The 21,996-nt window shown below is 66.1% G+C and carries 22 protein-coding genes; 15 read left to right on the top strand and 7 right to left on the bottom strand.

From position 1 onward, the window contains the following. Positions 1-23: 23 nt before the first annotated feature. Genes EZ304_RS14975 through EZ304_RS14985 form a run of 3 tightly spaced genes read left to right on the top strand, consistent with a single transcriptional unit; the run spans position 24 to position 3,042 of the window. On the top strand, positions 24-1,709 hold the full coding sequence (locus EZ304_RS14975; RefSeq protein WP_142807462.1) for a GMC oxidoreductase: 1,686 nt from the start codon (positions 24-26) through the stop codon (positions 1,707-1,709). Beyond that, positions 1,709-2,284, top strand: coding sequence for a gluconate 2-dehydrogenase subunit 3 family protein (locus tag EZ304_RS14980; protein ID WP_142807463.1), 576 nt, complete (start codon positions 1,709-1,711; stop codon positions 2,282-2,284). Before EZ304_RS14975 ends, EZ304_RS14980 begins: the two co-directional genes overlap by 1 nt. Further along, a complete protein-coding gene (locus EZ304_RS14985) occupies positions 2,284-3,042 on the top strand; it encodes a 3-keto-disaccharide hydrolase (RefSeq protein ID WP_142807464.1) in 759 nt (252 codons plus the stop codon). Before EZ304_RS14980 ends, EZ304_RS14985 begins: the two co-directional genes overlap by 1 nt. A 30-nt stretch (positions 3,043-3,072) precedes the next feature. Here the strand turns inward: EZ304_RS14985 and EZ304_RS14990 are convergent, their stop codons facing one another. Genes EZ304_RS14990 through EZ304_RS15010 form a run of 5 tightly spaced genes read right to left on the bottom strand, consistent with a single transcriptional unit; the run spans position 3,073 to position 7,708 of the window. Then, entirely contained in the window at positions 3,073-3,369 is a 297-nt protein-coding gene (locus tag EZ304_RS14990; protein WP_099553039.1) for a c-type cytochrome, read from the bottom strand. A gap of 18 nt (positions 3,370-3,387) precedes the next feature. Further along, positions 3,388-4,254, bottom strand: coding sequence for a sugar phosphate isomerase/epimerase family protein (locus EZ304_RS14995; RefSeq protein ID WP_142807465.1), 867 nt, complete (start codon positions 4,252-4,254; stop codon positions 3,388-3,390). Positions 4,255-4,273: 19 nt separating this feature from the next. Further along, positions 4,274-5,398 carry a Gfo/Idh/MocA family protein gene (locus EZ304_RS15000; protein ID WP_142807466.1) on the bottom strand — a complete coding sequence of 375 codons (1,125 nt, stop codon included), beginning with the start codon at positions 5,396-5,398 and terminating at the stop codon, positions 4,274-4,276. 12 nt (positions 5,399-5,410) lie between these two features. After that, positions 5,411-6,628 carry a nucleoside permease gene (locus EZ304_RS15005; protein WP_099553036.1) on the bottom strand — a complete coding sequence of 406 codons (1,218 nt, stop codon included), beginning with the start codon at positions 6,626-6,628 and terminating at the stop codon, positions 5,411-5,413. A 27-nt stretch (positions 6,629-6,655) separates the two neighbouring features. Further along, a complete protein-coding gene (locus EZ304_RS15010) occupies positions 6,656-7,708 on the bottom strand; it encodes a sugar phosphate isomerase/epimerase family protein (protein WP_099553035.1) in 1,053 nt (350 codons plus the stop codon). A gap of 95 nt (positions 7,709-7,803) precedes the next feature. Here EZ304_RS15010 and EZ304_RS15015 point away from each other — a divergent pair, with 95 nt between their 5' ends. From EZ304_RS15015 to EZ304_RS15055, 8 genes are all read left to right on the top strand, one after another. Beyond that, positions 7,804-8,811: a LacI family DNA-binding transcriptional regulator gene (locus EZ304_RS15015; protein ID WP_099553034.1), complete on the top strand. Its 1,008-nt coding sequence runs from the start codon at positions 7,804-7,806 to the stop codon at positions 8,809-8,811. A gap of 119 nt (positions 8,812-8,930) precedes the next feature. Next, on the top strand, positions 8,931-9,983 hold the full coding sequence (locus tag EZ304_RS15020; protein ID WP_099553033.1) for a sensor domain-containing diguanylate cyclase: 1,053 nt from the start codon (positions 8,931-8,933) through the stop codon (positions 9,981-9,983). Positions 9,984-10,115: 132 nt separating this feature from the next. Next, positions 10,116-10,421 (top strand): hypothetical protein, encoded by a 306-nt coding sequence (locus EZ304_RS15030; RefSeq protein WP_239503788.1) that lies wholly within the window; start codon positions 10,116-10,118, stop codon positions 10,419-10,421. A gap of 345 nt (positions 10,422-10,766) precedes the next feature. Then, on the top strand, positions 10,767-12,110 hold the full coding sequence (locus EZ304_RS15035) for a hypothetical protein (protein WP_142807467.1): 1,344 nt from the start codon (positions 10,767-10,769) through the stop codon (positions 12,108-12,110). Between the two features lie 922 nt (positions 12,111-13,032). After that, positions 13,033-14,058, top strand: a complete 1,026-nt coding sequence (locus tag EZ304_RS15040; RefSeq protein WP_142807468.1) for an AI-2E family transporter — start codon at positions 13,033-13,035, stop codon at positions 14,056-14,058. Between the two features lie 162 nt (positions 14,059-14,220). Further along, complete coding sequence (locus EZ304_RS15045; RefSeq protein ID WP_142807469.1) at positions 14,221-15,963, top strand: GGDEF domain-containing protein; 1,743 nt, start codon at positions 14,221-14,223, stop codon at positions 15,961-15,963. Between the two features lie 69 nt (positions 15,964-16,032). Beyond that, positions 16,033-16,470: a hypothetical protein gene (locus EZ304_RS15050; protein WP_142807470.1), complete on the top strand. Its 438-nt coding sequence runs from the start codon at positions 16,033-16,035 to the stop codon at positions 16,468-16,470. A 14-nt stretch (positions 16,471-16,484) separates the two neighbouring features. Beyond that, positions 16,485-16,988 carry a GNAT family N-acetyltransferase gene (locus EZ304_RS15055; protein ID WP_099553028.1) on the top strand — a complete coding sequence of 168 codons (504 nt, stop codon included), beginning with the start codon at positions 16,485-16,487 and terminating at the stop codon, positions 16,986-16,988. A gap of 19 nt (positions 16,989-17,007) precedes the next feature. Here EZ304_RS15055 and EZ304_RS15060 read toward each other — a convergent pair whose 3' ends face one another. Together EZ304_RS15060 and EZ304_RS15065 are read right to left on the bottom strand one after the other, a co-directional pair. Continuing rightward, positions 17,008-18,402, bottom strand: coding sequence for a DUF2867 domain-containing protein (locus tag EZ304_RS15060; RefSeq protein WP_142807471.1), 1,395 nt, complete (start codon positions 18,400-18,402; stop codon positions 17,008-17,010). A gap of 23 nt (positions 18,403-18,425) precedes the next feature. Next, positions 18,426-18,737, bottom strand: coding sequence for a metalloregulator ArsR/SmtB family transcription factor (locus EZ304_RS15065; RefSeq protein WP_004147836.1), 312 nt, complete (start codon positions 18,735-18,737; stop codon positions 18,426-18,428). A gap of 129 nt (positions 18,738-18,866) precedes the next feature. On the opposite strand from EZ304_RS15065, the gene EZ304_RS15070 reads away from it, so the two are divergent. The 4 genes from EZ304_RS15070 to EZ304_RS15085 all read left to right on the top strand — a co-directional run bounded on the left by EZ304_RS15070 (position 18,867) and on the right by EZ304_RS15085 (position 21,909). After that, positions 18,867-19,448: an NMCC_0638 family (lipo)protein gene (locus EZ304_RS15070; protein ID WP_142807472.1), complete on the top strand. Its 582-nt coding sequence runs from the start codon at positions 18,867-18,869 to the stop codon at positions 19,446-19,448. A 184-nt stretch (positions 19,449-19,632) separates the two neighbouring features. Continuing rightward, positions 19,633-20,100: a DUF2975 domain-containing protein gene (locus EZ304_RS15075; RefSeq protein ID WP_099553025.1), complete on the top strand. Its 468-nt coding sequence runs from the start codon at positions 19,633-19,635 to the stop codon at positions 20,098-20,100. Then, positions 20,100-20,324 carry a helix-turn-helix domain-containing protein gene (locus EZ304_RS15080; protein WP_142807473.1) on the top strand — a complete coding sequence of 75 codons (225 nt, stop codon included), beginning with the start codon at positions 20,100-20,102 and terminating at the stop codon, positions 20,322-20,324. The genes EZ304_RS15075 and EZ304_RS15080 overlap by 1 nt, the downstream gene beginning before the upstream one ends. Before the next feature lie 43 nt (positions 20,325-20,367). After that, the gene (locus EZ304_RS15085) at positions 20,368-21,909 is read left to right on the top strand and encodes a TerC family protein (RefSeq protein WP_142807474.1); all 1,542 of its coding nucleotides are present in this window, start codon (positions 20,368-20,370) and stop codon (positions 21,907-21,909) included. Positions 21,910-21,996 lie beyond the last annotated feature (87 nt).

Genomic DNA, 21,996 nt, shown 5'->3' on the forward strand with positions numbered 1-21,996 from the left:
ATATCCACCCAGGTGAGAAACCCATGGCAGATAATCACTACGACGCCATTGTTGTTGGCTCGGGAATCAGTGGCGGTTGGGCGGCGAAGGAGCTGACCGAGAAGGGCCTGAAGGTCCTGATGCTGGAACGCGGACGCAACATCGAGCACGTCAAGGACTACGTCAACGCGATGAAGGAAGCGTGGGACTTCCCCCACCGCAACCGGCCAACGCAGGCGATGAAGGCCGAGTTCCCGGTGCTGATGCGCGACTACGGCCTGGCCGAGAATCTGGAAGGAATGTGGGCCAACGAACAGGACTCACCCTACATCGAGACCAAACGTTTCGACTGGTTCCGTGGCTACCACGTCGGCGGCCGCTCGCTGCTGTGGGGGCGGCAGAGCTATCGTTTCTCCGATCTGGATTTCGAGGCGAATCTCAAGGACGGTATCGCCGCTGACTGGCCGATCCGCTACGCCGACATCGCGCCGTGGTACGACTACGTGGAAAAGTTCGCCGGCATCGCCGGCACGCGCGAAGGACTGGACGTGCTGCCGGACGGCGAGTTCCTGCCGCCGATTCCCTTGAACATCGTCGAAAAGGATGTGGCCGCGCGGATCAAGAAGGCCTTCGGCGGAACGCGCCATATGATCCACTCGCGCACCGCCAACATCACCAAGCCGATGCCGGAGCAGGGGCGCGTCAATTGCCAGTACCGCAACAAGTGCATCCTGGGCTGTCCCTTCGGTGCCTACTTCTCGACCCAGGCGGCGACACTGCCAGCGGCGATGAAGACCGGCAACCTGACCTTGCGGCCGTTCTCGATCGTCAAGGAAGTGCTCTATGACAAGGATCGCAAGCGTGCGCGTGGGGTGGAGATGATCGACGCTGAGACCGGGCAGACCTACCAGTACACCGCCAAGGTCATCTTCCTCAATGCGTCGTCGTTCAACTCGACGTGGCTGCTGATGAATTCGGCTACCGACGTCTGGGACGGCGGGCTGGGCTCTTCGTCGGGCGAGTTGGGGCACAACGTGATGGACCATCACTTCGGTGCGGGCGCCTCGGGCCGGGTCGAGGGCTACGAAGACAAGTACTACTTCGGCCGCCGTCCCTGCGGCTTCTACATTCCGCGTTTCCGCAACGTCGCGGCCGACAAGCGCGCCTACCTGCGCGGGTTCGGCTACCAGGGCGGTGCCAGCCGTAACGGCTGGTCGCGCGAGATCGCCGAATTGAACATCGGTGCCGACCTGAAGGAGGCACTGACCGTGCCGGGTGACTGGCGGATCGGCATGACCGGTTTCGGCGAGATGCTGCCGCACCACGACAACACCATCCGCCTGGACCACGACCGCAAGGACAAGTGGGGACTGCCGGTGCTGGCGATGGACGTTGCCATGCGTGCCAACGAACTGGCGATGCGCAAGGACATGGCCGCCGACGCGGCCGAGATGCTGGAAGCGGCCGGCGTCAAGGACGTGAAGATGCACGACAACGACTATGCCCCGGGCAAGGGCATCCACGAAATGGGAACGGCGCGGATGGGACGTGACCGCAGGAGCTCCGTATTGAACGCACACAACCAGGTCTGGGATGCGCCCAACGTCTACGTCACCGACGGTGCCTGCATGACCTCCAGCGCCTGTGTGAATCCCTCGTTGACCTACATGGCGCTGACGGCGCGCGCTGCCGACCACGCCGTGCGCGAACTGAAAGCGGGGAACCTGTGATGGATCGTCGCGAACTGTTGAAGATGATCGTGGCCGCCACCGGTGCGGCGATGGTCGGGCTGCCGGCGCTGGTGCATGGCAAGGTGCCGGCTGCCGCCACGAAGATCCATTTCTCCGATGCCGAAATCGGCACGCTGGGCGAGATCGCCGAGACCATCCTGCCGCGGACCCGAACGCCCGGGGCGAAGGACGCGGGCGCCGGTGCGTTCATGGCGACGTTCGTCACCGACTGCTACACCGCCCGGCAGCAGGCGACGTTCCGCGCCGGACTGGTCGACATCGACAAGCGCGCGGGTGGCCGGTTCGTATCGCTCACGCCGGAAGCCCGTACCGAACTGCTGCGTGCTCTGGATGCGGAGGCCAAGGCACGCAAGGCCGATGTGACCGAGACCGGTACGCCTGAAGAGGGCGAGGCGATGCCGCACTACTTCACGATGCTCAAGCAGTTGGCCATCTTCGGCTTCTTCACTTCCAAAGTCGGTGCAACAGGGGTGCTGCAGTACGTCGCGGTGCCGGGTCGCTACGACGGCGACCTCGCCTATGTCCCCGGTACGCCCGCGTGGGGGACCAGCTGATGGACACCCCCCTGATGATCCGCCCTGCGTTGATCACGGCCGGCCTGCTGGCCGCCACATCTGCATTCGCGCAGGACAGCGTCGACGCTGCACGTGATCCGAAGAAGACCGAGGTGTGGACGCCGGTGCCTGCAGTCGTGGCAACGCCCGCGGGCAAGGCGCCGTCCGACGCCATCGTGCTGTTCGATGGCAAGGATGTCTCCGCGTGGGAATCGGAGCAGGGCGGGCGCGTGCCCTGGAAGGTTGCTGACGGCGCCATGACCGTCGTTCCGGGCAGCAAGGGCATCCGCACCCGGCAGCGCTTCTGCGATGTCCAGCTGCATGTCGAATGGCGTACCCCCACCGAGACGAAAGGCTTCGACGGCCAGAACCGGGGCAACAGCGGCATCTTCCTGCAGGAACTGTATGAGCTGCAGGTGCTCGACAGTTACAACAACCCGACCTATGCCAATGGCCAGGCGGGTTCGATCTACAAGCAGGCCATGCCGCGGGTGAACGCCTCGCGCGCACCGGGCCAGTGGCAGGTCTACGACATCCTCTGGAAGGCCCCGCGCTTCTCGCAGGGCGGCGGCCTGACGTCGCCCGCGCGCATCACCGTGTTGCATAACGGCGTGCTGGTACAGGACGACACCGTGCTGGCAGGCAAGACCGAGTACATCGGTGCGCCTTCGTACGCGCCCCATGCGTGCGCGCCGCTCTATCTGCAGGAGCATGACTCCAAGGTCAGCTACCGCAACATCTGGGTGCGCGAACTGTAGTGGCACGCGGCCGGCGTGGTCGCCGGCCGCTCACTTCGCCAGGTAGCTGGCGATGTCATTGATCTCCTGCTGTGACAGCTGGGAAAAGGGCGGCATCAATCCGCCGCCCTTGCTGATCTTTTCCTTGATCTGCGCGGGTGGCATGCGCTTGCCGATGTCGGTGAGCGCCGGGAACGCGCCCGGCATGCCTGCGCGGTCGGCGCCGTGGCAGGCCACGCAGTTCGCGGTGTAGAGCTTTGCACCGGCAGCCGGGTCGTCCTTGCACCAGGCAGCTGTCGCAACGCTCATGCCGCCCAGGGCCACCGCCGTTGCCAGTATCATTTTCATGTGGGGCTCCTTGATGCGTCAGCGCCGCGCATGGGCAGGCGCATTCGTGGTCAGGTGTTCACGCAGGTAGTCCGCGCCGGTCAGGATCACCTTGGCCGGATCGCGTGGCTGGTCGTGCTCGATGATGTACCAAGGCACGCCGGCGGCTGCCGCAGCAGGCAGGATCGCGTTCCAGTCGAGAACGCCCTGGCCCACCGCCGCGAATCCGCCTTCATCTTCGGCCTGGCCCTTGGGCGCATTGTCCTTGGCGTGTACCGCGAACAGGCGGCCGCGGAACTTGCCCAGCATCACCGCCGGGTCGTGTCCGGAGCGTGCCACCCAGGCCAGGTCCAGCTCGGTCTGCAGGTCGGGGCCGGCAGCAGCGAACAGCAGTTCCAGGCCGGTCCTTCCGTTGAAATCGGCAAGTTCGAAGTCGTGGTTGTGGTAGGCCAGGCGCATACCCTTGCCGCGCACCTGCTTTGCAATCTGGCCCAGTTCCTGGCCCAGGGCGGTCCAGCCGGCGGCATCGCTCGGGCGATCCTTCTTGTCCAGGTAGGGCACCACCAGCGTCGTGTTTCCGATCGAGCGGTTGAACGCCACCACGCCGTCCAGGTCCTTGCGCAGCTCGGCCAGTGCCACGTGCGAAGAAATCGCCTTGATCGAATACCGGTCCAGCAGCTGCTTGAGTTCGGGGGCGCTGACGCCCTGCGTGCCCACCGTTTCCACCGCATGCACGCCTGCGTCGTGGACGATCTTCAACTGCTGATCGAGCGAGCCGGCATCGCGCAAGGTGTACATCTGCACCGCGATCGGCTTCTGCGTGCTGGCGGCTTCGACTGCGAAAGCGGGCAGAGCGGCCAGCAACAACAGGGCGAGGGTTGCAGTTCTACGGACAGGGATGTTCATCAACAGGTCCTCCCGGGATTCAACCGATGGTGGTCCAGGCGTGTGACCTGGCCGATGCGATGACGCGGTCGACGATCCGCGCCGAGCGCACGCCATCGTCGAAGGTGGGCAGGCCCTCGGGGCGCTCGCCTCCGATGGCGCGATAAGTGTCGGCGATGAACGCCTCGAAGCACTGGCCGTAGCCCTGCGCGTGCCCGGCCGGCAGCACCGACAGCCGCCGTTGTTCGGCACTGCCTGCACCCGGGCCGCGCACGAAGATCTCCTCGCGCTGGTCGGGTCTTCCGATCCACAGCCGCTCGGCATCCTCCTGGTTGAAGGCCACGCTGGCCCTGGCGCCATCGATCTCGAACCAGAGGCGATTGTGGCGTCCTGCCGAGACCTGGCTGACCGTCAACGACGCCAGCGTGCCGGCGCCGGTCCTGAACATCGCTGCGGCGACGTCTTCGCTGGTGACCGCCTGCATCGCGCCGCTGGCCGTAGGCGTGCTGAAGCTCTGGCCGGTGATGTCGCCGCGTTCGGAAATCACCGTCTGGAACGCCGCACTGACCTCGGTGAAGCGCTCGCCGCTGACCCATTCCACCAGGTCGCACCAGTGCGAGCCGATGTCGGCGAACACGCGCGACGTACCGCCCAGTGCCGGGTCCACGCGCCAGTTGTTGCTGGCCGGGTCCAGCAGCCAGTCCTGCAGGTAGCTGCCGTGGATCAGGTGCAGCGGCCCCAGCTCGCCGTGTGCGATGCGTGCGCGTGCCTCGCGCACCACCGGGTGGTAGCGGTAGACGAAGGGCACCGCGGCAACCAATCCGGCCGATGCGGCCAGCGTCGCCAGCGCCTGTGCATCGTCCAGTGTCGTCGCCAGCGGTTTCTCGCAGATCACGTGCTTACCGGCTTCCAGCGCAGCCTGCGCCATCGCCCGGTGCAGGTGATTGGGCGTGCACACGTGCACGACCTGCACCTGCGGATCGGTGATCACGTCCTCGATATCCCGGTAGGCGCGCGGGACATTCCAGGATTGCGCCGCCTCATGCGCGCGCTGCGGCGACGAGGCGGCCACGCCGCGTACCTCGGCTCCAGCCAGCAAGGCGGCGCGACGATGCACTGCACCGATCATGCCGGCGCCGACAATGGCGATTCCAAGCTTGCGCATCGACTGGGATCCTCAGGGTGTGGAGGGCGCGGCGGTGGCCGCCGGCCGGTCGCGGAACAGCAGCAGGAAGGCGATCAGCACCACCAGTGCAACACCGGCCGGGAACAGCCAGATCTGCTGCCAGTCCGGGCCGGCCTCGCTGGTGAAGTGCTCCACCACCGCGCCGGACAGGAAGGTGCCGATCAGCATGCCCACGCCGTAGGTGGCCAGGGTGATGAACCCCTGCGCGCTGCTGCGCGCGGCGGGGCCAGCATGCGCGTCGGTGTAGATCTGGCCGGTGACGAAGAAGAAGTCGTAGCAGATGCCGTGCAGCACGATGCCGATCACCAGCAGTGAGAAACCGCCGCCCGCATCGCCGAAGGCGAACATGACGTAGCGCACCACCCAGGCGGCCATGCCCACGGCCAGCATCGTCTTGACCCCCAGCCTGACGAACAGGAACGGCATGGCCAGCATCAGCAGCACTTCGGAGACCTGGCCCAGCGACTGCAGGCCCGCGGCGCCGCGCACGCCCAGGTCGTTGAGGTACGGGTTGGTGAAGTTGTAGTAGAACGACAGCGGGATGCAGATGGCGATGGAGGCCAGGAAGAACACCAGGTAGGCGCGCGACTTCAGCAGCCGCAGCGAATCCAGGCCGAGGATCTGCCCGAGCCCGGCATCGCGCTGCTTCGCCAGCGGCGGCGTGTGCGGCAGGGTGAACGCGTACAGGCCCAGCACCAGCGACGCCACTGCTGCCATCTGGAAGGTGAGTTCGAGCCGATGCGCCTGTTCCCAGCCCAGCCAGCCAATCAGCACGCCGGCCACGATCCAGCCGACGCTGCCAGCCACCCGCACCAGCGGGAACTGTTTCTCAGGCGATTGCATGTGCCGCATCGCCACGCTGTTGGCCAGCGCCAGCGTCGGCATGAACAGCAGCATGTAGCCCATGACGCAGGTGGAGAACATGCTGAAGCTGGTGGCCGTGGAGGCCAGCCACATCAGTACTGCGCCGGCCAGGTGCAGGACCGCCAGGATGCGCTGTGCGGCGAAGTAGCGATCCGCGATCAGGCCGACCAGGAAGGGAGCGACGATCGCACCGATGGACTGGCTGAGGAAGGCCGTCGCCACCTGGCTGGCGCTGGCCTGCAGCGGGCCCTGCACCAGGTAGGTGCCCAGGGTCACGAACCACGCTCCCCAGATGAAGAACTGCAGAAACATCATCGCGCCCAAGCGCGACATGGCGTGCGTCATGGCTTGCCCTCCCGGGGCGGTATCGGCTCAGAGTCCCAGCATGCGGTGCAGTGATGCGGCGTCGGCGCCGCTGTCGGCAAAGTCGTCGAAAGCGCGTTCGGTCACGCGGATGATGTGGTCGCGGATGAAGGCGGCACCCTCGCGTGCGCCGTCTTCCGGGTGCTTCAGGCAGCACTCCCATTCCAGTACCGCCCAGCCGGGGAAGTCGTACTGCGCGAACTTCGAGAAGATCGACTTGAAGTCGATCTGGCCGTCGCCAAGTGAACGGAACCGGCCCGGGCGATCGATCCAGTCCTGGTAGCCGCCATAGACGCCGCTGCTGGCGCTGGCACGGTACTCCGCATCCTTCACATGGAAGGCGCCGATGCGCGCGTGGTAGCGGTCGATGAAGCCGAGGTAATCCATCTGCTGCAGCAGCAGGTGGCTGGGGTCGTAGAGGATCTTCGCGCGCGGATGGTGATCGACCACGTCGAGGAAGCGCTCGAAGGTCGCGCCGTCGTGCAGGTCCTCACCGGGGTGGATCTCGAAGCACAGGTCCACGCCACAGGCGTCGAAGGCATCGAGGATCGGACGCCAGCGCCGGCCGAGTTCGGCGAAGGCCTCGTCCACCAGGCCGGGCGGGCGCTGTGGCCAGGGATAGAAGTACGGCCAGGCCAGTGCGCCGGAGAACGTGGCGTGCGCGGTCAGCCCCAGCCGCTGGCTGGCCTTGGCTGCCAGCATCAGCTGTTCCACCGCCCAGGCCTGGCGGGCGGCGGGATCGTCGCGTTTGTCCGCGGGTGCGAATCCGTCGAACAGGCTGTCATAGGCGGGATGGACGGCGACCAGCTGCCCCTGCAGGTGGGTGGACAGTTCAGTGATCTGCACGCCATGCCCGGCCAGCATGCCGGCGAGGTCGTCGCAGTACGCCTGGCTGCGTGCGGCCTCGGCCAGGTCGAACAGGTGGGGGGCGCTGGTCGGTACTTGTACGCCAGAATAGCCTAGGCCCGCGGCCCACCCGGCCAGCGTGTCCAGCCGATCAAAAGGAGCTGTGTCGCCGATGAACTGCGCCAGGAACAGCGCTGGACCCTTGAGCGTCTTCAACGTGATTCGCCCTCGATGCAATCGATTGCATTATCCTAGCAGGGGCTTACGCTGGACCTGTTGTGCACTGCACAGCGGGCAGGAGAACTAACGCCATGGCCACCATCTACGACATCGCAAAGCACGTCGGCGTCTCTGCCGGCACCGTGTCACGTGCACTTTCGCGGCCGGACAAGGTGCTGCCGGCGACGCGCGCGCGCATCGAGCAGGCTGCTGCCGCGTTGGGCTACGTGCCCAATACGGTGGCCCGTACGCTCAAGACCCAGCGCAGCGGCAAGATCCTGGTCACCGTTCCGGATATTGCCAATCCGTTCTTCGCGCAGATCCTGCAGGGGGCGGAAGACGCCGCGCAGGCCGTCGGCTATGCAGTGCTGCTGGGCGATACGCAGGACCAACCCGACCGCGAGGAGCGCTACGCGCAGATGCTCCGGCGCAACGAGGCCGACGGCATGATCGTGCTCGGCCATCGCCTGCCACCGACGGCGCGCGAGATTGTCCAGCAGAGGGGGGCTGCCGCGCCGGTGGTCAACGGATGCGAGTTCGACCCCGCGCTGGGCCTGCCCAGTGTGCACATCGACAATGCCGCCGCTGCACGTGCCGTCATGGAGCATTTGTACGCACTGGGCCATGAACGGATCGCCGTGGTCGGCGGGCCGCCGGATAATCCCCTGCACCAGCAACGCCTGGAAGGGGTGCGAGCCGCCGCCAAGGCGCGCGGCCGCCTGCGCCAGCTGAGCGTAGTGCCGGGCGATTTCTCGGTGGAATCCGGGCATGCCGCAACGGTGGCGCTGCTGGCCGATGGGGCGGCATCGACCGCAGTCTTCTGCTTCAGCGACCAGATGGCGCTGGGTGCGCTGGCGGCCTGCCGCGATCTGGGCATCCGCGTGCCGGACGAGCTGTCCGTCGTCGGTTTCGATGACCTTGCGTCTTCGCGCTACCTCACGCCGCCGCTGACGACCATCCGGCAGCCGATGCGGGAAATCGGCGCGCGCGCGGTCAACCTGCTGCTCGCCATCATCGAACAGGTGGACGTTCCGCTTCAACAGACGCTGGATTTCAGCCTGATGGTGCGGGGGTCGACGGCTGCGCCTGGGCCCAGGTGAGGCCATGGACGCTGCAGGTTCGAGTCCTTGATCCCGAATTGACGTAAAGCTGTCAGACTCACGACAGGCAGCCCGGCAGGGGCCGGGGTGGAACGTGCGATCGCGCAAGGGGGTCGGCAATGCCGTTCTTGACTGACTCGACGGAGGTCGCGGTCGAAGGCGCCGGCGCGGCACGGCGCATCGGCTGGATGCGCTTCGTGGGCAATGGCCTGGGCGCGATCCCCATCGCCTCGATCATGCTGGAGCGCCAGGATGGCGCGCTGCCCTGGGTCCTGTTGCTGCTCAATGCGCTGGCATGGCCGGCGCTGGCGCTGGTGCTGACCCAACGCTCGCGCAAGCCGGCCGCGGTCCAGTTCCGCTGCATGGTGGCCGACTCATTGTTCGGCGGCGGCTGGATCGCGTTCATGGCCTTGAGCGCCGTACCCAGTGCACTGTTCGCAGCATTGCTGGTGGCCGACAAGATCGCGGCCGGCGGCGTGCGCCTGGCGATGCGGGCAACGCTGGCTCTGGTGGTGGGCTTCGCGCTCACCTGGTGGGCGCTCGGGTTTCCTTACCAACCCGTGTCGTCGCAACGCACGATCGTGCTCAGCGTGCCGTTCCTGTTCGTCTACGGCATCGGGCTCAGCATCCTCAGCTGGCAGCTGGCGCGTCGGGTGAAGTCGCAGAACCGCCAGCTGCAGCGTCTGAGCCGGATGGATCCGCTGGTCGAACTGGCCAATCGCGGCTTCCTGATCCTGCGTGCGCAGCAGGCGCTGGACAAAGCGCAGGGGCAGGGCGGCTTTGCCTGCCTGTTGATGCTCGATGTGGATGACTTCAAGCACATCAATGATTCGCACGGGCACCGCGCCGGTGATGAAGTACTGCGGCACATCGCCTCGACCCTGCGCGCCTTCGCCCGGCCCGGTGATACACCAGCGCGCCTGGGCGGCGACGAGTTTGTCGTGCTGCTGCACGACTGCGCGCCCGTGGATGCGATGCATGTGGCCGAACGGGTTCGCCTGCACCTGCTCGAAGCGGCACGGCAGGCGACCCCGGGCGTTGAGTTCAGCGTGAGCATCGGGATTGCTGCCACGCCGCGCGGCGGCAGCGTGGAGGACTGGCTGGCCCTGGCCGACCGCGCGCTTTACCACGCCAAGCGGCAGGGCAAGAACACCGCCAGCTATGGCGAGTGAGTTCGTGCGTCCGCCCTGGAACAGGCCAGTAGCTGTGCGGCCGCCGCTGGGGAATCGCCACGCATCACCAGCTGCAGCGCGGTGATCGGCATGCCCAGCTCCAGTGCAACGAAGCACAGGCCCTGGCGGTGCATGTTCTGCATCGACGCCGTCTCGCCGCACGTGCCCGGGCCGAAGCTGATCAACATGTTCCACAGTGGCAGGACGCCGCTGGTGCCGGTGGAGCGCCTGGCCGAACTCGACTACCGCCTGGTGATCATTCCCTCGGATCTGCAACGGGCCGCGATCCGGGCCCTGCAGCGCACCTTGCAGGAGATTGCGCTGACCGGTGACAGCGGGCGCATCGCCGATGAACTGGCCAGTTTCGGAGAGCGCGAGGCGATCGTGCGTACGGCGCGCTATCTGGCATTGGATATCCATACGGAATCAACGCAATAGCGTCCGGGCCGTGCGCACGTGACGGTCGTTGCGCTGCATCATGGGTCAGTCAGAATCCATGCATATACTTTGCTCACCAAGGAGGGTGAACAGATCGGGGGATCTTCGCGACGATTGAAGTTTCGGGCTCTGACCAAGACCTCTCCGGGTGCTTGGCAAGCTTAGGTGCAGAAGTGACGCCCATTTGGGGATGGGCAGGGTGATGGGAATTCTGGCTTCAGTCGGCTCTGAACGGAGCGACATTGGGGCTGCACGCGCTTCCCCGCATGGTCCAGAAGCTGCGTGACATTCGTTTGGTCTGGCGGAGGACCTGCCGGCAGATGGGCTCATTCTTCGAGGATAGACATGGATCGCTTCAAGCGGATCGTCCTGGCAATGGCGGCACAGCTGCTGGCCTTCGGCGTACAGGCACAGGTTCACTCTTTCGAGACGTATGGGCGAGAGCTGGCACGCAGCGAGTCCATCACTGCGCTTCCTGCGGGGTTTGGCCAGTTCGGCGAGCGCATCGACTTCTACTCAGGCGCCGTGTCCTTCCACAAAACCGTGGTCGAACTCCCGGGCAATAATGCGCTGAGGGTGGCAGCGGACTATGAGTACACCGTCCAGGAAAAGCTCGGGTGGCCGCCCAAGTATGCGTTGAGGCGCGCGGAACCATTCATCATGGGCATTCATTCCACCGAACTGGGCTGGATGGTCGGTAGCCCGAACGCCTACACCGGACGTCGATGCTCCGACCCTCGGAGACGGGGTGTCGCCGAAGTGGTCAGGTCGAGCAAGCCGCCGATCGACAATTTTCTGCCCGAAGACTACTGGGATGGGAATTCGCTGGTTGGCACGGAGGGTGGCGGAATCATCCGACGGCTGGATCAGGGGGAACCGAGCATTCCGAATGTCGATGTACGCTGGGCAACCAACGGCGGATGGCGTTTCAGCTGCTACCAGCTGGCCGATGGTAGTGATGGATTCGTTGGTCACGGTCCGGATGGAAACAGGTACTACTTCGGCCGTCCCGAGCGTGACGAAGAGACGCTACAGATAATGAGCAATTTCCAGCAGTCCGACACCTGGCTGGATGTTTCCCTGTATCGCATGCGACTGACTCGTGTGGAAGACCGGTTTGGCAACTGGGTCAATTACTCGTCCAGCCAGATTACGGCGAGTGATGGCCGCAGCATCACTTTTTCAGGCACGGACGGCTCGGTGATCGAGGCTGGGGGGCGCCAATGGCGCCTTCAGGGGGGAGTGCTGACCAATCCGGATGGCTCCACATGGTCGATCGGCAGCGTGGGGGGCATTGCGGCGAGGCCGGATGGGGGGGGCGATCGCCCTGTGTGGAAGTCTCTCGCAGATCCCGATGGCCTTCAGCGGGCAGCTGACGGTGAACGTCAAGCTGGAGTCCAATGTGAGCGCGAGCTTCGCTCTGGAGCCACGCCGGCGGGGCTATTCACAGGTGACCTCCTACTGCCTTCAATCCCCGACGGGCGGGAAATTCTCGGAGCTCCCGCACTATGTCGATGGCATCTCACTGGTGTCGCGTTCGATGCAGGGTGCGGGGGTGCCACTGCTGACTCATTCCATCGACTACGGACCGCCCAACGCCTGCTATCAGCCGGCAGTGGGGCAGGGGCTGGCAGAGGTCTGCACGTCAAGTTCGCCGGTGACGCGCACGACGGCAGTCACTGGCTCTGATGGAACGGTTGAACGATATGTGTTCGGCAATCGTGCGCGGATGGACGCAGGCCTGCTGCAGTCGCATTCAATTGGAAGTTCGCAGGTTGTCAATTACGAGTACGCCCTTCCGTATGAGAACGCGTACGACATGGGGAAGCGCAGGCTTTACGACGTGGGCCAGACCAGCATCACGGTGCTGACCCGTAGTCTGATCAGACGGGATGGAGTGAACTTCGAGCGACGGGTTCCCTCTGACTGTGGTCCCGGCGCCAATGCGCTCTGCATTGACACGTTCTATCGTCCAGTCAAGTTCGTCAGTTCAAGCGCCGCAGTTCCATGAGGGCAGCGGAAATGCACGACGAATGGATCCGTGGCCCGTGTCTGCGGCTGCTTGCCAGCAGCGCGGCGACTGCGCAGAACCATTCGCGCACCGAGACGAGCCTGTACTCGGACAACGCAACCTCATGAGCAGTGGGGATCGTGGGATTGCCGCGATGCGACCGGGCGACGCATAGCGGGGCGGCGGCTGTTTCGAGCTTGCGGTGATAAGGGTGGACGACGCGCTCCTGATGCGTCGCCTGGGGCAGTCACTGTTGACGGGGAGTGAGCCCGGAATGGGAGCGTGGCGGTCGCTGGGAATGCGGTTGCCGTCAGGGACCGTTGCTGAATTGATCGCATATGATGCTGAACCAGATGCGGGCTTCACCGTGAGGATCGACAATCAATCCGATCCACGCATCGCATTGCAGGAGGTCATCTCCGCCCTCGGTCTTTGCGCGGACCGGATCATATGGTCCAACATCAATGGGATGCCGTGTGCTGCAGGGTGTCGCCAGGGCATATCAAGGTAAGGTCGATGACGATGCAGGCGGTCAAGGTAGTTTGATCCGTTGGCACGGCCAATCCTCTACCATGGGCCACCCCGCCCGGACGTGCCCCCATGCAAGACGCCCTCGTTGCCCAGCCCAAGCCCCCCGTTGCGAGGATCGCGGCCTGGCTGATGATGCTGCTGGGCATGTGGCTGGCGCTGAAGCTCGGCCTGGTGGTGACCCTGCTGTCGGGCCTGCTGGTGTTCCAGCTGACCCACGTGCTGGCGTCCACCGTGGAAGGCAAGCTGCCGCCGGGACGGGCGCGGGCGATTGCGGTCATCGTCCTGTCTGCGGTCATCATCAGCGCGCTGGTGCTGGCTGGCATCGGCGTGGCCTCGTTCTTCCGCACCGAGACCGGTGGCCCGGATGCGCTGCTGGGCCATCTGATGGACATCCTCAACAGCTCGCGGCACCAGGTGCCGGCGCTGCTGCAGCCGTACATTCCCGAGGACATGCCGGCGTTGCGCGCGGCACTGAACGACTGGGCCGCCGAGCACCAGCGACAGCTCGGGGTGGCCGGGACCTCGGCGGTGCAGATCGGCGTGCGGGTGCTGATCGGCATGGTGCTGGGCGCGATGATCGCGCTGTATGACGAACTGCCGCTGCCGAAGATGGGGCCGCTGGCGCAGGAGCTGATCGGGCGCACCAGCCGCCTGGCCACCGCGTTCCGCCAGGTGGTGTTCGCGCAGGTAAAGATCTCGCTGCTCAACACCGTGTTCACCGCCATCTTCCTGCTGGGCGTGCTGCCGCTGTTCGGGGTGCACCTGCCGCTGTCCAAGACGCTGGTGCTGATCACCTTCATCGCGGGCCTGCTGCCGGTGGTGGGCAACATCATCTCCAACACCATCATCACCATCGTCGCGCTGTCGGTCTCGTTCTATGTGGCCGTGGCCGCACTGTTGTACCTGATCGTGATCCACAAACTGGAATACTTCCTCAACGCACGCATCGTCGGTGGCGAGATCCAGGCCCGTGCCTGGGAGCTGCTGCTGGCCATGCTGGTGATGGAGGCGGCATTCGGTCTGCCCGGCCTGGTGGCAGCGCCGGTGTTCTATGCCTACGTGAAGCGCGAGCTGGCCGATCAGCGCTGGATCTGACCCGGCATGATGTGACATTCCCGCTACGATGAGGCGGGCCTTCCCATCTTGGCGGCGCGTTCGCGGTCGCTGTGCCATACCTATCGCAACGGTTCGCATGGCGCTGGCTTGGCGCTGCCGGAACCGGTCGTTACAGTGAACCGCACGTCAGGGGAAATTTGCATGGCCGGCAAGGCGTCGCCCATCGGGTTGCGGACCTGGGTCTGGATCCTGACCGGGCTGTTCGTGGTCTGCACCTTGCCCTTGATGGCCATCGCTCTGGTACAGGGCACGCTGCGCTACACCGGCGCCGAAGACAACCTTTCCAGCCTGCGCCAGCTGCGGCAGTCCTTCGAGCTGGCCAACCTGGTTTCGGCCGAGCGCGGCCCGGCCAACAGCCTGCTGGGGGCTGACCCGGCCGACGCCGTCGAACAGGCACGGCTGGCCGCGCAGCTGGCGGCCGCGCGCAAGCGGGTCGACACCGCCGTGCTGAAGCTGGAGACCGCACTCAAGGACGACCCGGGCGTGGTGGATGAGCATGGCCTGCTGGCCGACGCGCAACGTCGCCTGCAGTCGGCGCGCGCTGCGGTCGACCGGGTCGTGGCGCAGCCCCATGACGCACGCCGGGTGGAGGAGGTGGAGCGTGCGATCAGCGGCATGTTCGCCGTGGTTGATCGCCTGCACCTGCTGACTTCGGCACAGACCAACGTGCTGGTCAGCGCCGATCGAGAAGCGGCGATTCCGGCGATGCAGGGCCAGGTGCTGATCGATCTTCGCGAATATGGTGGCCGCCTGGCCTCGAACGTGATGGCGCCGGTGGCGATACCAGGGGCATGGCGTGAGGAGCAGGTACGCGCGGCGCTGCAGACCCAGGGCCGCCTGCTGGAGCTGTGGCGGTTGGCGGGCAGCCACGAGTCGGTGTTCCGCAGTGACCCGGAATTGTCATGGCACTGGGACATGGCGCGACGGCAGTTCTTCGGTGAGTCGCTGCCGATGATCGAGCAACTGATCGAAGACGGTCGCCGCGGCCTGCCGCCGCCGTGGACCGCCGCGGAGTTCACCACGCGCTACGTGCCCACTCTGCAGTCGCTTGAGGCGCTGCGCGATGGCTACCTGAGCGTGTCCATCGCCCGCTTTGAACGCACCCGCAACCGCGAAGCGACGCGCCTGGTCGTGCTGGTGGCGACGGTGCTGGGTACGCTGCTGGTGCTGGGCGTGGCCCTGCGCATTGCCCATCGGCAGATCCTGCGGCCGCTGCTGCAGGCGCAGAAGCAGGTCATCCAGATCGCCTCGGAGGCACCGGGGCCGGAGCAGCATGTCACCCACCCGCTGGCCGAAATGCAGCGCCTGTTCGATGCGATCGAGGTCCTGCGCGAGAAGTCGCGCGAGCGCTCTGCGCTGACCAGCGAACTGCGCCAGCTGGCAGGTACCGATGAATTGACCGGGCTGTTGAACCGGCGCGCGCTGGAAGAAAGGGTGCAGCAGCGGCATGCCGAAGGAGGCGCCGGCGCCGTGGTGATCCTGCTGGACGTGGACCGGTTCAAAGCGATCAACGACGGCCACGGTCACGATGCCGGTGACGAAGTGCTGGTGCAGGTGGCGCAGTTGCTGCAACGGCACCTGCGCCGCAGCGACAGCATCGCCCGCTATGGTGGTGAAGAGTTCCTGGTGCTGTTGGCCGACGGTGATCTGGCCGGCGGCCGCCAGCTGGCCGAGTCATTGCGATTGGCCCTGCAGCAGATGGACATCGCGCTGGCCGGCGGCACAGTGCTGCGGGTGACCGCCAGTTTCGGCGTGGCCGAGGGCGGCACCGACGCACTGGGCTGGCGCACCCTGCTGCGTGCAGCCGATGCGGCCATGTACCGGGCCAAGGCGCAGGGGCGTGATCGGGTACGGGTGGCGGGGGGCGGTCGTGGCGCCCGCTGATCGTGGCATTCATCGCCGGCGCACGCGGTCCTGCCTAGACTGGCCCTCCGATCGCTGCAGGAGCCGTCCATGATCTTTCGCCCTGTTGTTGCCACGGCCCTGCTGGCCGGGTTGTTGGCCGGCTGTGCTTCGACCGCTTCCCAGACCAGCGCCGACGCGCCTCGCCATCCTTCCATCGCTGCCGACCTGAGCCCGGTACCGGCCTTCACCGGCGGTGGCACTGGCTGGAGCATCGAGATCGCCTCCACCGGCAAGGGCAACCACGACGCCAGCCTCAGTGCCGATGGACGCACCCACAAGGGCGTGCTGCGCTACCTCGGCCAGCCGGCAGATGCACCCGGTGCGCTGATCGTTCTCAATGGCGAGCTGGGCAAGCAGCCGGCCATCGTTGAGATCAAGCACGAGTCGTGCCGCAATTCCGAAGGCGTGGACACGCTGGCCAGCGTGCAGGTGACGATGGAAGGGCAGCCCCAGCGCCGTGGCTGCGGCCACCTGGCCGTGTACTGATCCTGTGCGCCGTCGTGCTTGAGATTCCAACCCTGCACACCGTGCGCCTGCGGCTGCGTGCACAGCAGCTGGATGACTTCGGCGTCTATGCCGCGTTCCTGGCCTCGCCGCGTGCGCGGGGCATGGGCGGGCCGTTCGGTGAGGTGGCGGCGTGGGGCCAGTTCTGCCACGACCTGGCCAGCTGGCACCTGTTCGGCCACGGCGCGCTGATGATCGAACGCATCGATACCGGTGCCTGCATCGGTCAGGTCGGGATCAACCACGGCCCGCTGTTCCCGGAAAAAGAGCTGGGCTGGTTGCTGTACGACGGCCATGAAGGGCAGGGCTTCGCGACTGAAGCCGCCGGTGCGCTGCGTGATTGGGCCTTCGTGGTGCCGCAGCTGCCGACCCTGGTCAGCTACATGGCGCCGGACAACCTGGCATCGCAGGCCGTCGCACGGCGTCTGGGCGGCGTGCTGGATGAAAAGGCCGCGCGCAGCGACGCGGATGATCTGGTGTACCGCTACAGCGCAGGGTAGTGCCGGCCGCTGGCCGGCATCACCAGTGCACCGGGCGCGCGGCCCACGCATCAAGATCAGCCAGTTCCGGCGCCAGTGCATGCTCCACCGCCCGCCGCAGCAGTGCCGGCGCGACATAGTGCCGGTGCGCAGCATCGATCAGTGCCATGTACATGCTTCCGAACGCATTGAGGGTCTGCACGTGTGAGCCAAGGCTGATCTCGATGCATCCATCGGCACGCCGCTGCACACGCACGCTGCTGCGGAAGCGCAGGTGCCGATCGTCGGCGCCGAGCAGGACTTCGGCGCAGTTGTCTTGCGTGTCGATGTGCGAATCCAGCACCGGGAATCGACCGGCGAACAACCGGCTGCGATCGGTCGACAGTAGTGACGACACCGGGCATCCCAGCGGCGACGTACGCAGCCGCAGCGGTGCCACCAGGCGGTTGCGCAGGGCCATCAGATGGCCGACGCCGCTGGGTGGATTGCGCAGGAAGCCCTCCAGTACATCGGCCAGCAGCGCCGACGCGGAACGGTAGGCCACCTGCGAGGGTTCCAGGCACAGGGTGGTCAGGTCCTGATAGTGGCTGTGCGGCAGTGCCGTGGGCAGCAGGCCATCGCTGGCAGCAGCCCGTGCATGGACGGGATAGGCCGGTGTGGCGCGTGCGACGAACCCGCGCAGCGGCCGCAGTGGGATCCGACGCAGCGGACCGAGCAGGGCACGGGTACGCGCGCACAGCTGAGCACTCAGGCTGGGCGGCGCCGCCTGCAGCGACAGTTGCAGCAGCGGTGCCGCTGCAAGTGTGGTGCCCGAAGGCCAGTGCGATTCCGGCAGCACCTCGGTCAGGCTGGGGATATCGGCGGCATTGCGCTCCACCTGCGCACGGGCCTGTTCGCTCATTTGGCCTGCCAGTTCATCGCTGTGGCAGGACAACGCGAACAACGCCGGGTGTGCACGATGGTTCGATGCGAACTGATGCCAGGTGCCTCCACCGAAGCGCACCGTGAACAGGCAGTCAGGTGGAATGCGGACACGCCGAAGCGTGCGCGCGAAGGCACCGGGATCTGCTGCCAGCTGCGTGTCGGAGACGGTGGCGAAACGCAGCTCGGCACCGGCGCTGCCGGCAATGGCGGTGAACATGCGCGGGCCTGCATGGCGATGAAACGGGTGGCCACCGGCACCGACGGTGAAGCTGTACAGCGAGGAGGCGTCTCCCTGCTGCAGGTGCATGCCGCCCAGTCGCGCCGAAGGCTCGTCCAGCGCATCGATGAAGGCCGGGTGGTGGCGCTGGCGCTGGCTGGCGTCGGTCACCAGCGCATCACCGGCGCCGATGCCGAGCTGCGCGATCAGGGTGACTTCGGTCGGACTGCCGCCGTCCTGTGCCGGAAGCTGCACTGCTGGAAACGAACGGCGATCGCGGGTCGAACCAGGCATCGTCATGCTCCTTGGCGGGCGGATCAGCGGGCGGGGGACTTGCGGCGCGCGCGTGCTTCGCGCTTGAGCGGACCGCCGACCGGACAGACTTCGGCCGCCCACGAGAACAACGTGTTGGCCAAACGGTCGGGCACCTGCCGGAAGTACACGAACTGGCCGCGCTTCTCGCGTTCGATCAGGCCGGCTTCCTCGAGGATGCGCAGATGGCTGGACAGCGCCGGCTTGCTGAAGTCGAAGCGTTCGGCCAGTTCGCCCGCGCTGAGCTCGCCGGCGCTGAGATAGGCCAGGATCTGCCGGCGGGCGGTGGAGGCGAGGGCTTCGAAAATACGGTCCATGGCGAGCTAATTAACTAATTCGTTAACTGATACTCCTCCCGCCGGTGGCGGCTGTCAAGCCATGACCCGTTGCGCGGCACGCCTGGGCTTTGCCATCCTCCCTGCTGTTTTCCGTAGCGTGGAATCCCGATGCGTCCTGCGTTCTGGCTGGCTTTGGCCCTGCTGCCCACCGTGGCGGTGGCGCAACCCGCGCGTACTCCCAAGACCAAAGCTCCGGCGCAGGATCCCTTCAGCGAGCTGTTCGATACCGCCTGCATGCAGCACATCGGGGCCCCGGCGCGGTTGCAGTCACTGATGGAATCCAATGGGCTGTCGCCGCTGCAGCCCGCCGAAGCCGCGACGCTGTTGCAGGGGCAACCGGGCGTGGCCTGGATGGTGCCTCTGGCCAGTGGTCGCTATGCGGTGAGCTGGGCTGACGATGGCACGTGCACGGTCTACGCCGAAAAGGCCGACGCGGCGGTCGTGCAGAAGGGATTCGCCCGGTTGGTGCAGGCCGCACCGATGCCGTTGCAGGTGCGCTCGCTGCCGGGACGTGGGCCGCTGTCGGCCGATCAGGTGGCGATCCAGTACGGCTGGGCCACGCCGGGGCAGGGCAAGCTGCAGGTGCGCTTCCGCCTGGTCACGCGGCAGGCCGCCGATGCGGGCGTGCAGGCGATGGCCTCTGCGGCGCCGGGGGAGGCGATGCTGGAGCAGGGCGCGTCCGGGCCCTGACAGGAGCCGCGCCTGCGGTTCAGGCTTTCACGTGGGATGTGATATATCGTTTATCGATAAATTCACCCCGGGGCGGCGAGGCCACCCCAACACCGGAGGCCGCTTGACCGCTCGTCCCGCCCGCGCAAGACCCGCGCGAGGCCTGTTCACCCTGGCCCAGGCCGCCGTACAGGCCGTCCGGGCGATGTGCTGGCTGGGCATCCTGGCCGCACTGCTGGCGGTGCCGCTGGTCGCCCACGACCGTCGCTGGCTGCTCGACAGCGTGCACGACGCTGCGGCCGCCGCCGCGCACGGCAATGATCTGTTCCTGCACTTCTGCCTGGGCCTGGGTGCGATCATCGCGCTGCTGGTGCTGTGCCTGCTGTTCCTGCGCCATCTGCTGAGGCTGCTGAAGTCGGCGGCGCGCGAGCGTCCGTTCACCCATGCCAATGCACAGCGCCTGCAGCGCATGGCCTGGCTGATGCTGGCGATGGAGCTGCTGTCGATCCTGATCGGTGCCTATGCGGCCTGGATGGGCCCGGATTTCACCTGGATGGAGGTCGGCGGTGGCATGTCGATCACTGGCCTGGTCGCCGTGCTGATGCTGTTCGTGCTGGCGCGCGTTTTCGCCGTGGGCGCAGCGATGCGCGACGACCTCGACGGTGTCATCTGATGGCGGTCGTCATCACCCTGGACCGCATCCTGCAGGAACGGGGCATGACCCTGTCAGAGCTGGCCGGGCGTATCGATATCACCCTGGCCAACCTGTCGATCCTGAAGACCGGCAAGGCGCGCGCCATCCGCTTTTCCACGCTGGATGCGATCTGCCGCGAGTTGCAGTGCACGCCTGGCGACCTGCTCGGGCATGACCCGGCGCAGGCGCAGGACGCCGACTGAGTGGTTCTCCTTTTCCCTTACCTACTGACGAAACGGACCTGAAATGGAATGGTTGGCTGACCCCTCGATATGGATGGGCCTTGCAACCCTGGTCGTGCTGGAGATCGTTCTCGGCATCGACAACCTGGTGTTCATCGCAATCCTTGCCGACAAGCTACCGCCGCACCAGCGCGACCGCGCGCGGGTGATCGGCCTGGCGCTGGCCCTGCTGATGCGGCTGGTGCTGCTGGCCGCGCTGGCCTGGATCATGAAACTGACCGAGCCGCTGCTCACGCTGTTCGACCACAGCTTCTCCGGACGTGACCTGATCCTGCTGGGCGGTGGCCTGTTCCTGCTGTTCAAGGGCACCATGGAGCTGCATGAGCGGCTGGAAGGCCGCCAGCACGAGGACAACGGCAAGAAGGTCTATGCCAGCTTCGCAATGGTGGTGGCGCAGATCGTGGTGCTCGATGCGGTGTTCTCGCTGGACTCGGTGATCACCGCGGTCGGCATGGTCGACAACCTGGGCGTGATGTATGCCGCCGTGACCATCGCGATGGTGCTGATGCTGGTGGCGAGCAAGCCGTTGACCCGCTTCGTCAACAAGCATCCTACGGTGGTGGTGCTGTGCCTGGGCTTCCTGCTGATGATCGGTTTCAGCCTAGTGGCCGAGGGCCTGGGCTACAAGATTCCGAAGGGCTACCTGTACGCGGCGATCGCCTTCTCGATCCTGGTCGAAGCGTTCAACCAGTGGGTACGCTTCAACCGCGAGCGCAACGAGCGCCGCCAGCCGTTCCGCCAGCGCACTGCGGATGCGGTGCTGCGCATGCTCGGCGCGCGTCCGGCCAATGGCCACGATGACGAAGGCGCGGACGAACCTGTGGATGCCGGGGAACGCCTGCAGCCGGCCGAGCACGAGATGATCCGCAGCGTGCTGGGCCTGGCCGATCGCCCGGTGTCGAGCGTGATGACCGTGCGCGCCGACGTACAGTGGATCGACCTTGCGCGTGGACAGGACGATGTGGTGGCACGCCTGGTGGCATCACCGCACACCCGCCTGCTGGTCGGCGATGGTGATCTGGACAGCCTGTGCGGCGTGGTGCAGAGCCGCGATCTGCTGGCCGACCTGCTGCAGGGCAAGCCGCTGCAGCTGGAAGGCAACCTGCGCGAGCCGCAGTACGTGCTGTCCAGCGCCAGTGCGCTGCAGGCGCTGGAGCTGATCCGCCAGCATCCGGTGCCGTTGGCGGTGGCGGTGGACGAGTACGGCAGCGTGGAAGGCCTGGTGACGGCCAACGATCTGCTGGCGGCGATTGCCGGTGATCTGGTCGACACCCAGGACGAACGCTATGGTGTGATCGCGCAGGGGGAAGGCCAATGGGAGGCCGATGGTGCGTTGACCCTGGACGATCTGCAGCGCCTGGCCGGCGTGTCGCTGCCGCGCAGTGCCGACTACATGACCATCTCCGGACTGGTGCTGGAGCAGTTGGGTCGCCTGCCGGACATCGGTGATGCGGTGGACGTGGCCGGTGTGCGCATCACAGTGCTGGCGATGGAGAAGCGCCGCATTGCCCGCCTGCGGGTGGAGCGCCTCGACGAAATGGCCTGACCCACCTGTTGTTGCAGGGCCGAGCCCATGCTCGGCTGCAGGTTGAGACACCGAGCATGGGCTCGGCTCTACACAACACGGCCCGCA

The organism is Stenotrophomonas maltophilia (genome assembly GCF_006974125.1).
GTDB lineage: Bacteria > Pseudomonadota > Gammaproteobacteria > Xanthomonadales > Xanthomonadaceae > Stenotrophomonas > Stenotrophomonas maltophilia_O.

Bases quoted from the DNA above. Each gene is read 5' to 3' on its own strand.
- EZ304_RS14995 (WP_142807465.1), bottom strand. From the start codon at position 4,254: ATGAACATCCCTGTCCGTAGAACTGCAACCCTCGCCCTGTTGTTGCTG.
- EZ304_RS14990 (WP_099553039.1), bottom strand. From the start codon at position 3,369: ATGAAAATGATACTGGCAACGGCGGTGGCCCTGGGCGGCATGAGCGTT.
- EZ304_RS14975 (WP_142807462.1), top strand. From the start codon at position 24: ATGGCAGATAATCACTACGACGCCATTGTTGTTGGCTCGGGAATCAGT.
- EZ304_RS14980 (WP_142807463.1), top strand. From the start codon at position 1,709: ATGGATCGTCGCGAACTGTTGAAGATGATCGTGGCCGCCACCGGTGCG.
- EZ304_RS15085 (WP_142807474.1), top strand. From the start codon at position 20,368: ATGGAATGGTTGGCTGACCCCTCGATATGGATGGGCCTTGCAACCCTG.
- EZ304_RS15005 (WP_099553036.1), bottom strand. From the start codon at position 6,628: ATGACGCACGCCATGTCGCGCTTGGGCGCGATGATGTTTCTGCAGTTC.
- EZ304_RS15080 (WP_142807473.1), top strand. From the start codon at position 20,100: ATGGCGGTCGTCATCACCCTGGACCGCATCCTGCAGGAACGGGGCATG.
- EZ304_RS15040 (WP_142807468.1), top strand. From the start codon at position 13,033: ATGCAAGACGCCCTCGTTGCCCAGCCCAAGCCCCCCGTTGCGAGGATC.
- EZ304_RS15030 (WP_239503788.1), top strand. From the start codon at position 10,116: ATGTTCTGCATCGACGCCGTCTCGCCGCACGTGCCCGGGCCGAAGCTG.
- EZ304_RS15050 (WP_142807470.1), top strand. From the start codon at position 16,033: ATGATCTTTCGCCCTGTTGTTGCCACGGCCCTGCTGGCCGGGTTGTTG.
- EZ304_RS15075 (WP_099553025.1), top strand. From the start codon at position 19,633: ATGTGCTGGCTGGGCATCCTGGCCGCACTGCTGGCGGTGCCGCTGGTC.
- EZ304_RS15000 (WP_142807466.1), bottom strand. From the start codon at position 5,398: ATGCGCAAGCTTGGAATCGCCATTGTCGGCGCCGGCATGATCGGTGCA.
- EZ304_RS14985 (WP_142807464.1), top strand. From the start codon at position 2,284: ATGGACACCCCCCTGATGATCCGCCCTGCGTTGATCACGGCCGGCCTG.
- EZ304_RS15060 (WP_142807471.1), bottom strand. From the start codon at position 18,402: ATGCCTGGTTCGACCCGCGATCGCCGTTCGTTTCCAGCAGTGCAGCTT.
- EZ304_RS15070 (WP_142807472.1), top strand. From the start codon at position 18,867: ATGCGTCCTGCGTTCTGGCTGGCTTTGGCCCTGCTGCCCACCGTGGCG.
- EZ304_RS15065 (WP_004147836.1), bottom strand. From the start codon at position 18,737: ATGGACCGTATTTTCGAAGCCCTCGCCTCCACCGCCCGCCGGCAGATC.
- EZ304_RS15045 (WP_142807469.1), top strand. From the start codon at position 14,221: ATGGCCGGCAAGGCGTCGCCCATCGGGTTGCGGACCTGGGTCTGGATC.
- EZ304_RS15035 (WP_142807467.1), top strand. From the start codon at position 10,767: ATGGATCGCTTCAAGCGGATCGTCCTGGCAATGGCGGCACAGCTGCTG.
- EZ304_RS15020 (WP_099553033.1), top strand. From the start codon at position 8,931: ATGCCGTTCTTGACTGACTCGACGGAGGTCGCGGTCGAAGGCGCCGGC.
- EZ304_RS15015 (WP_099553034.1), top strand. From the start codon at position 7,804: ATGGCCACCATCTACGACATCGCAAAGCACGTCGGCGTCTCTGCCGGC.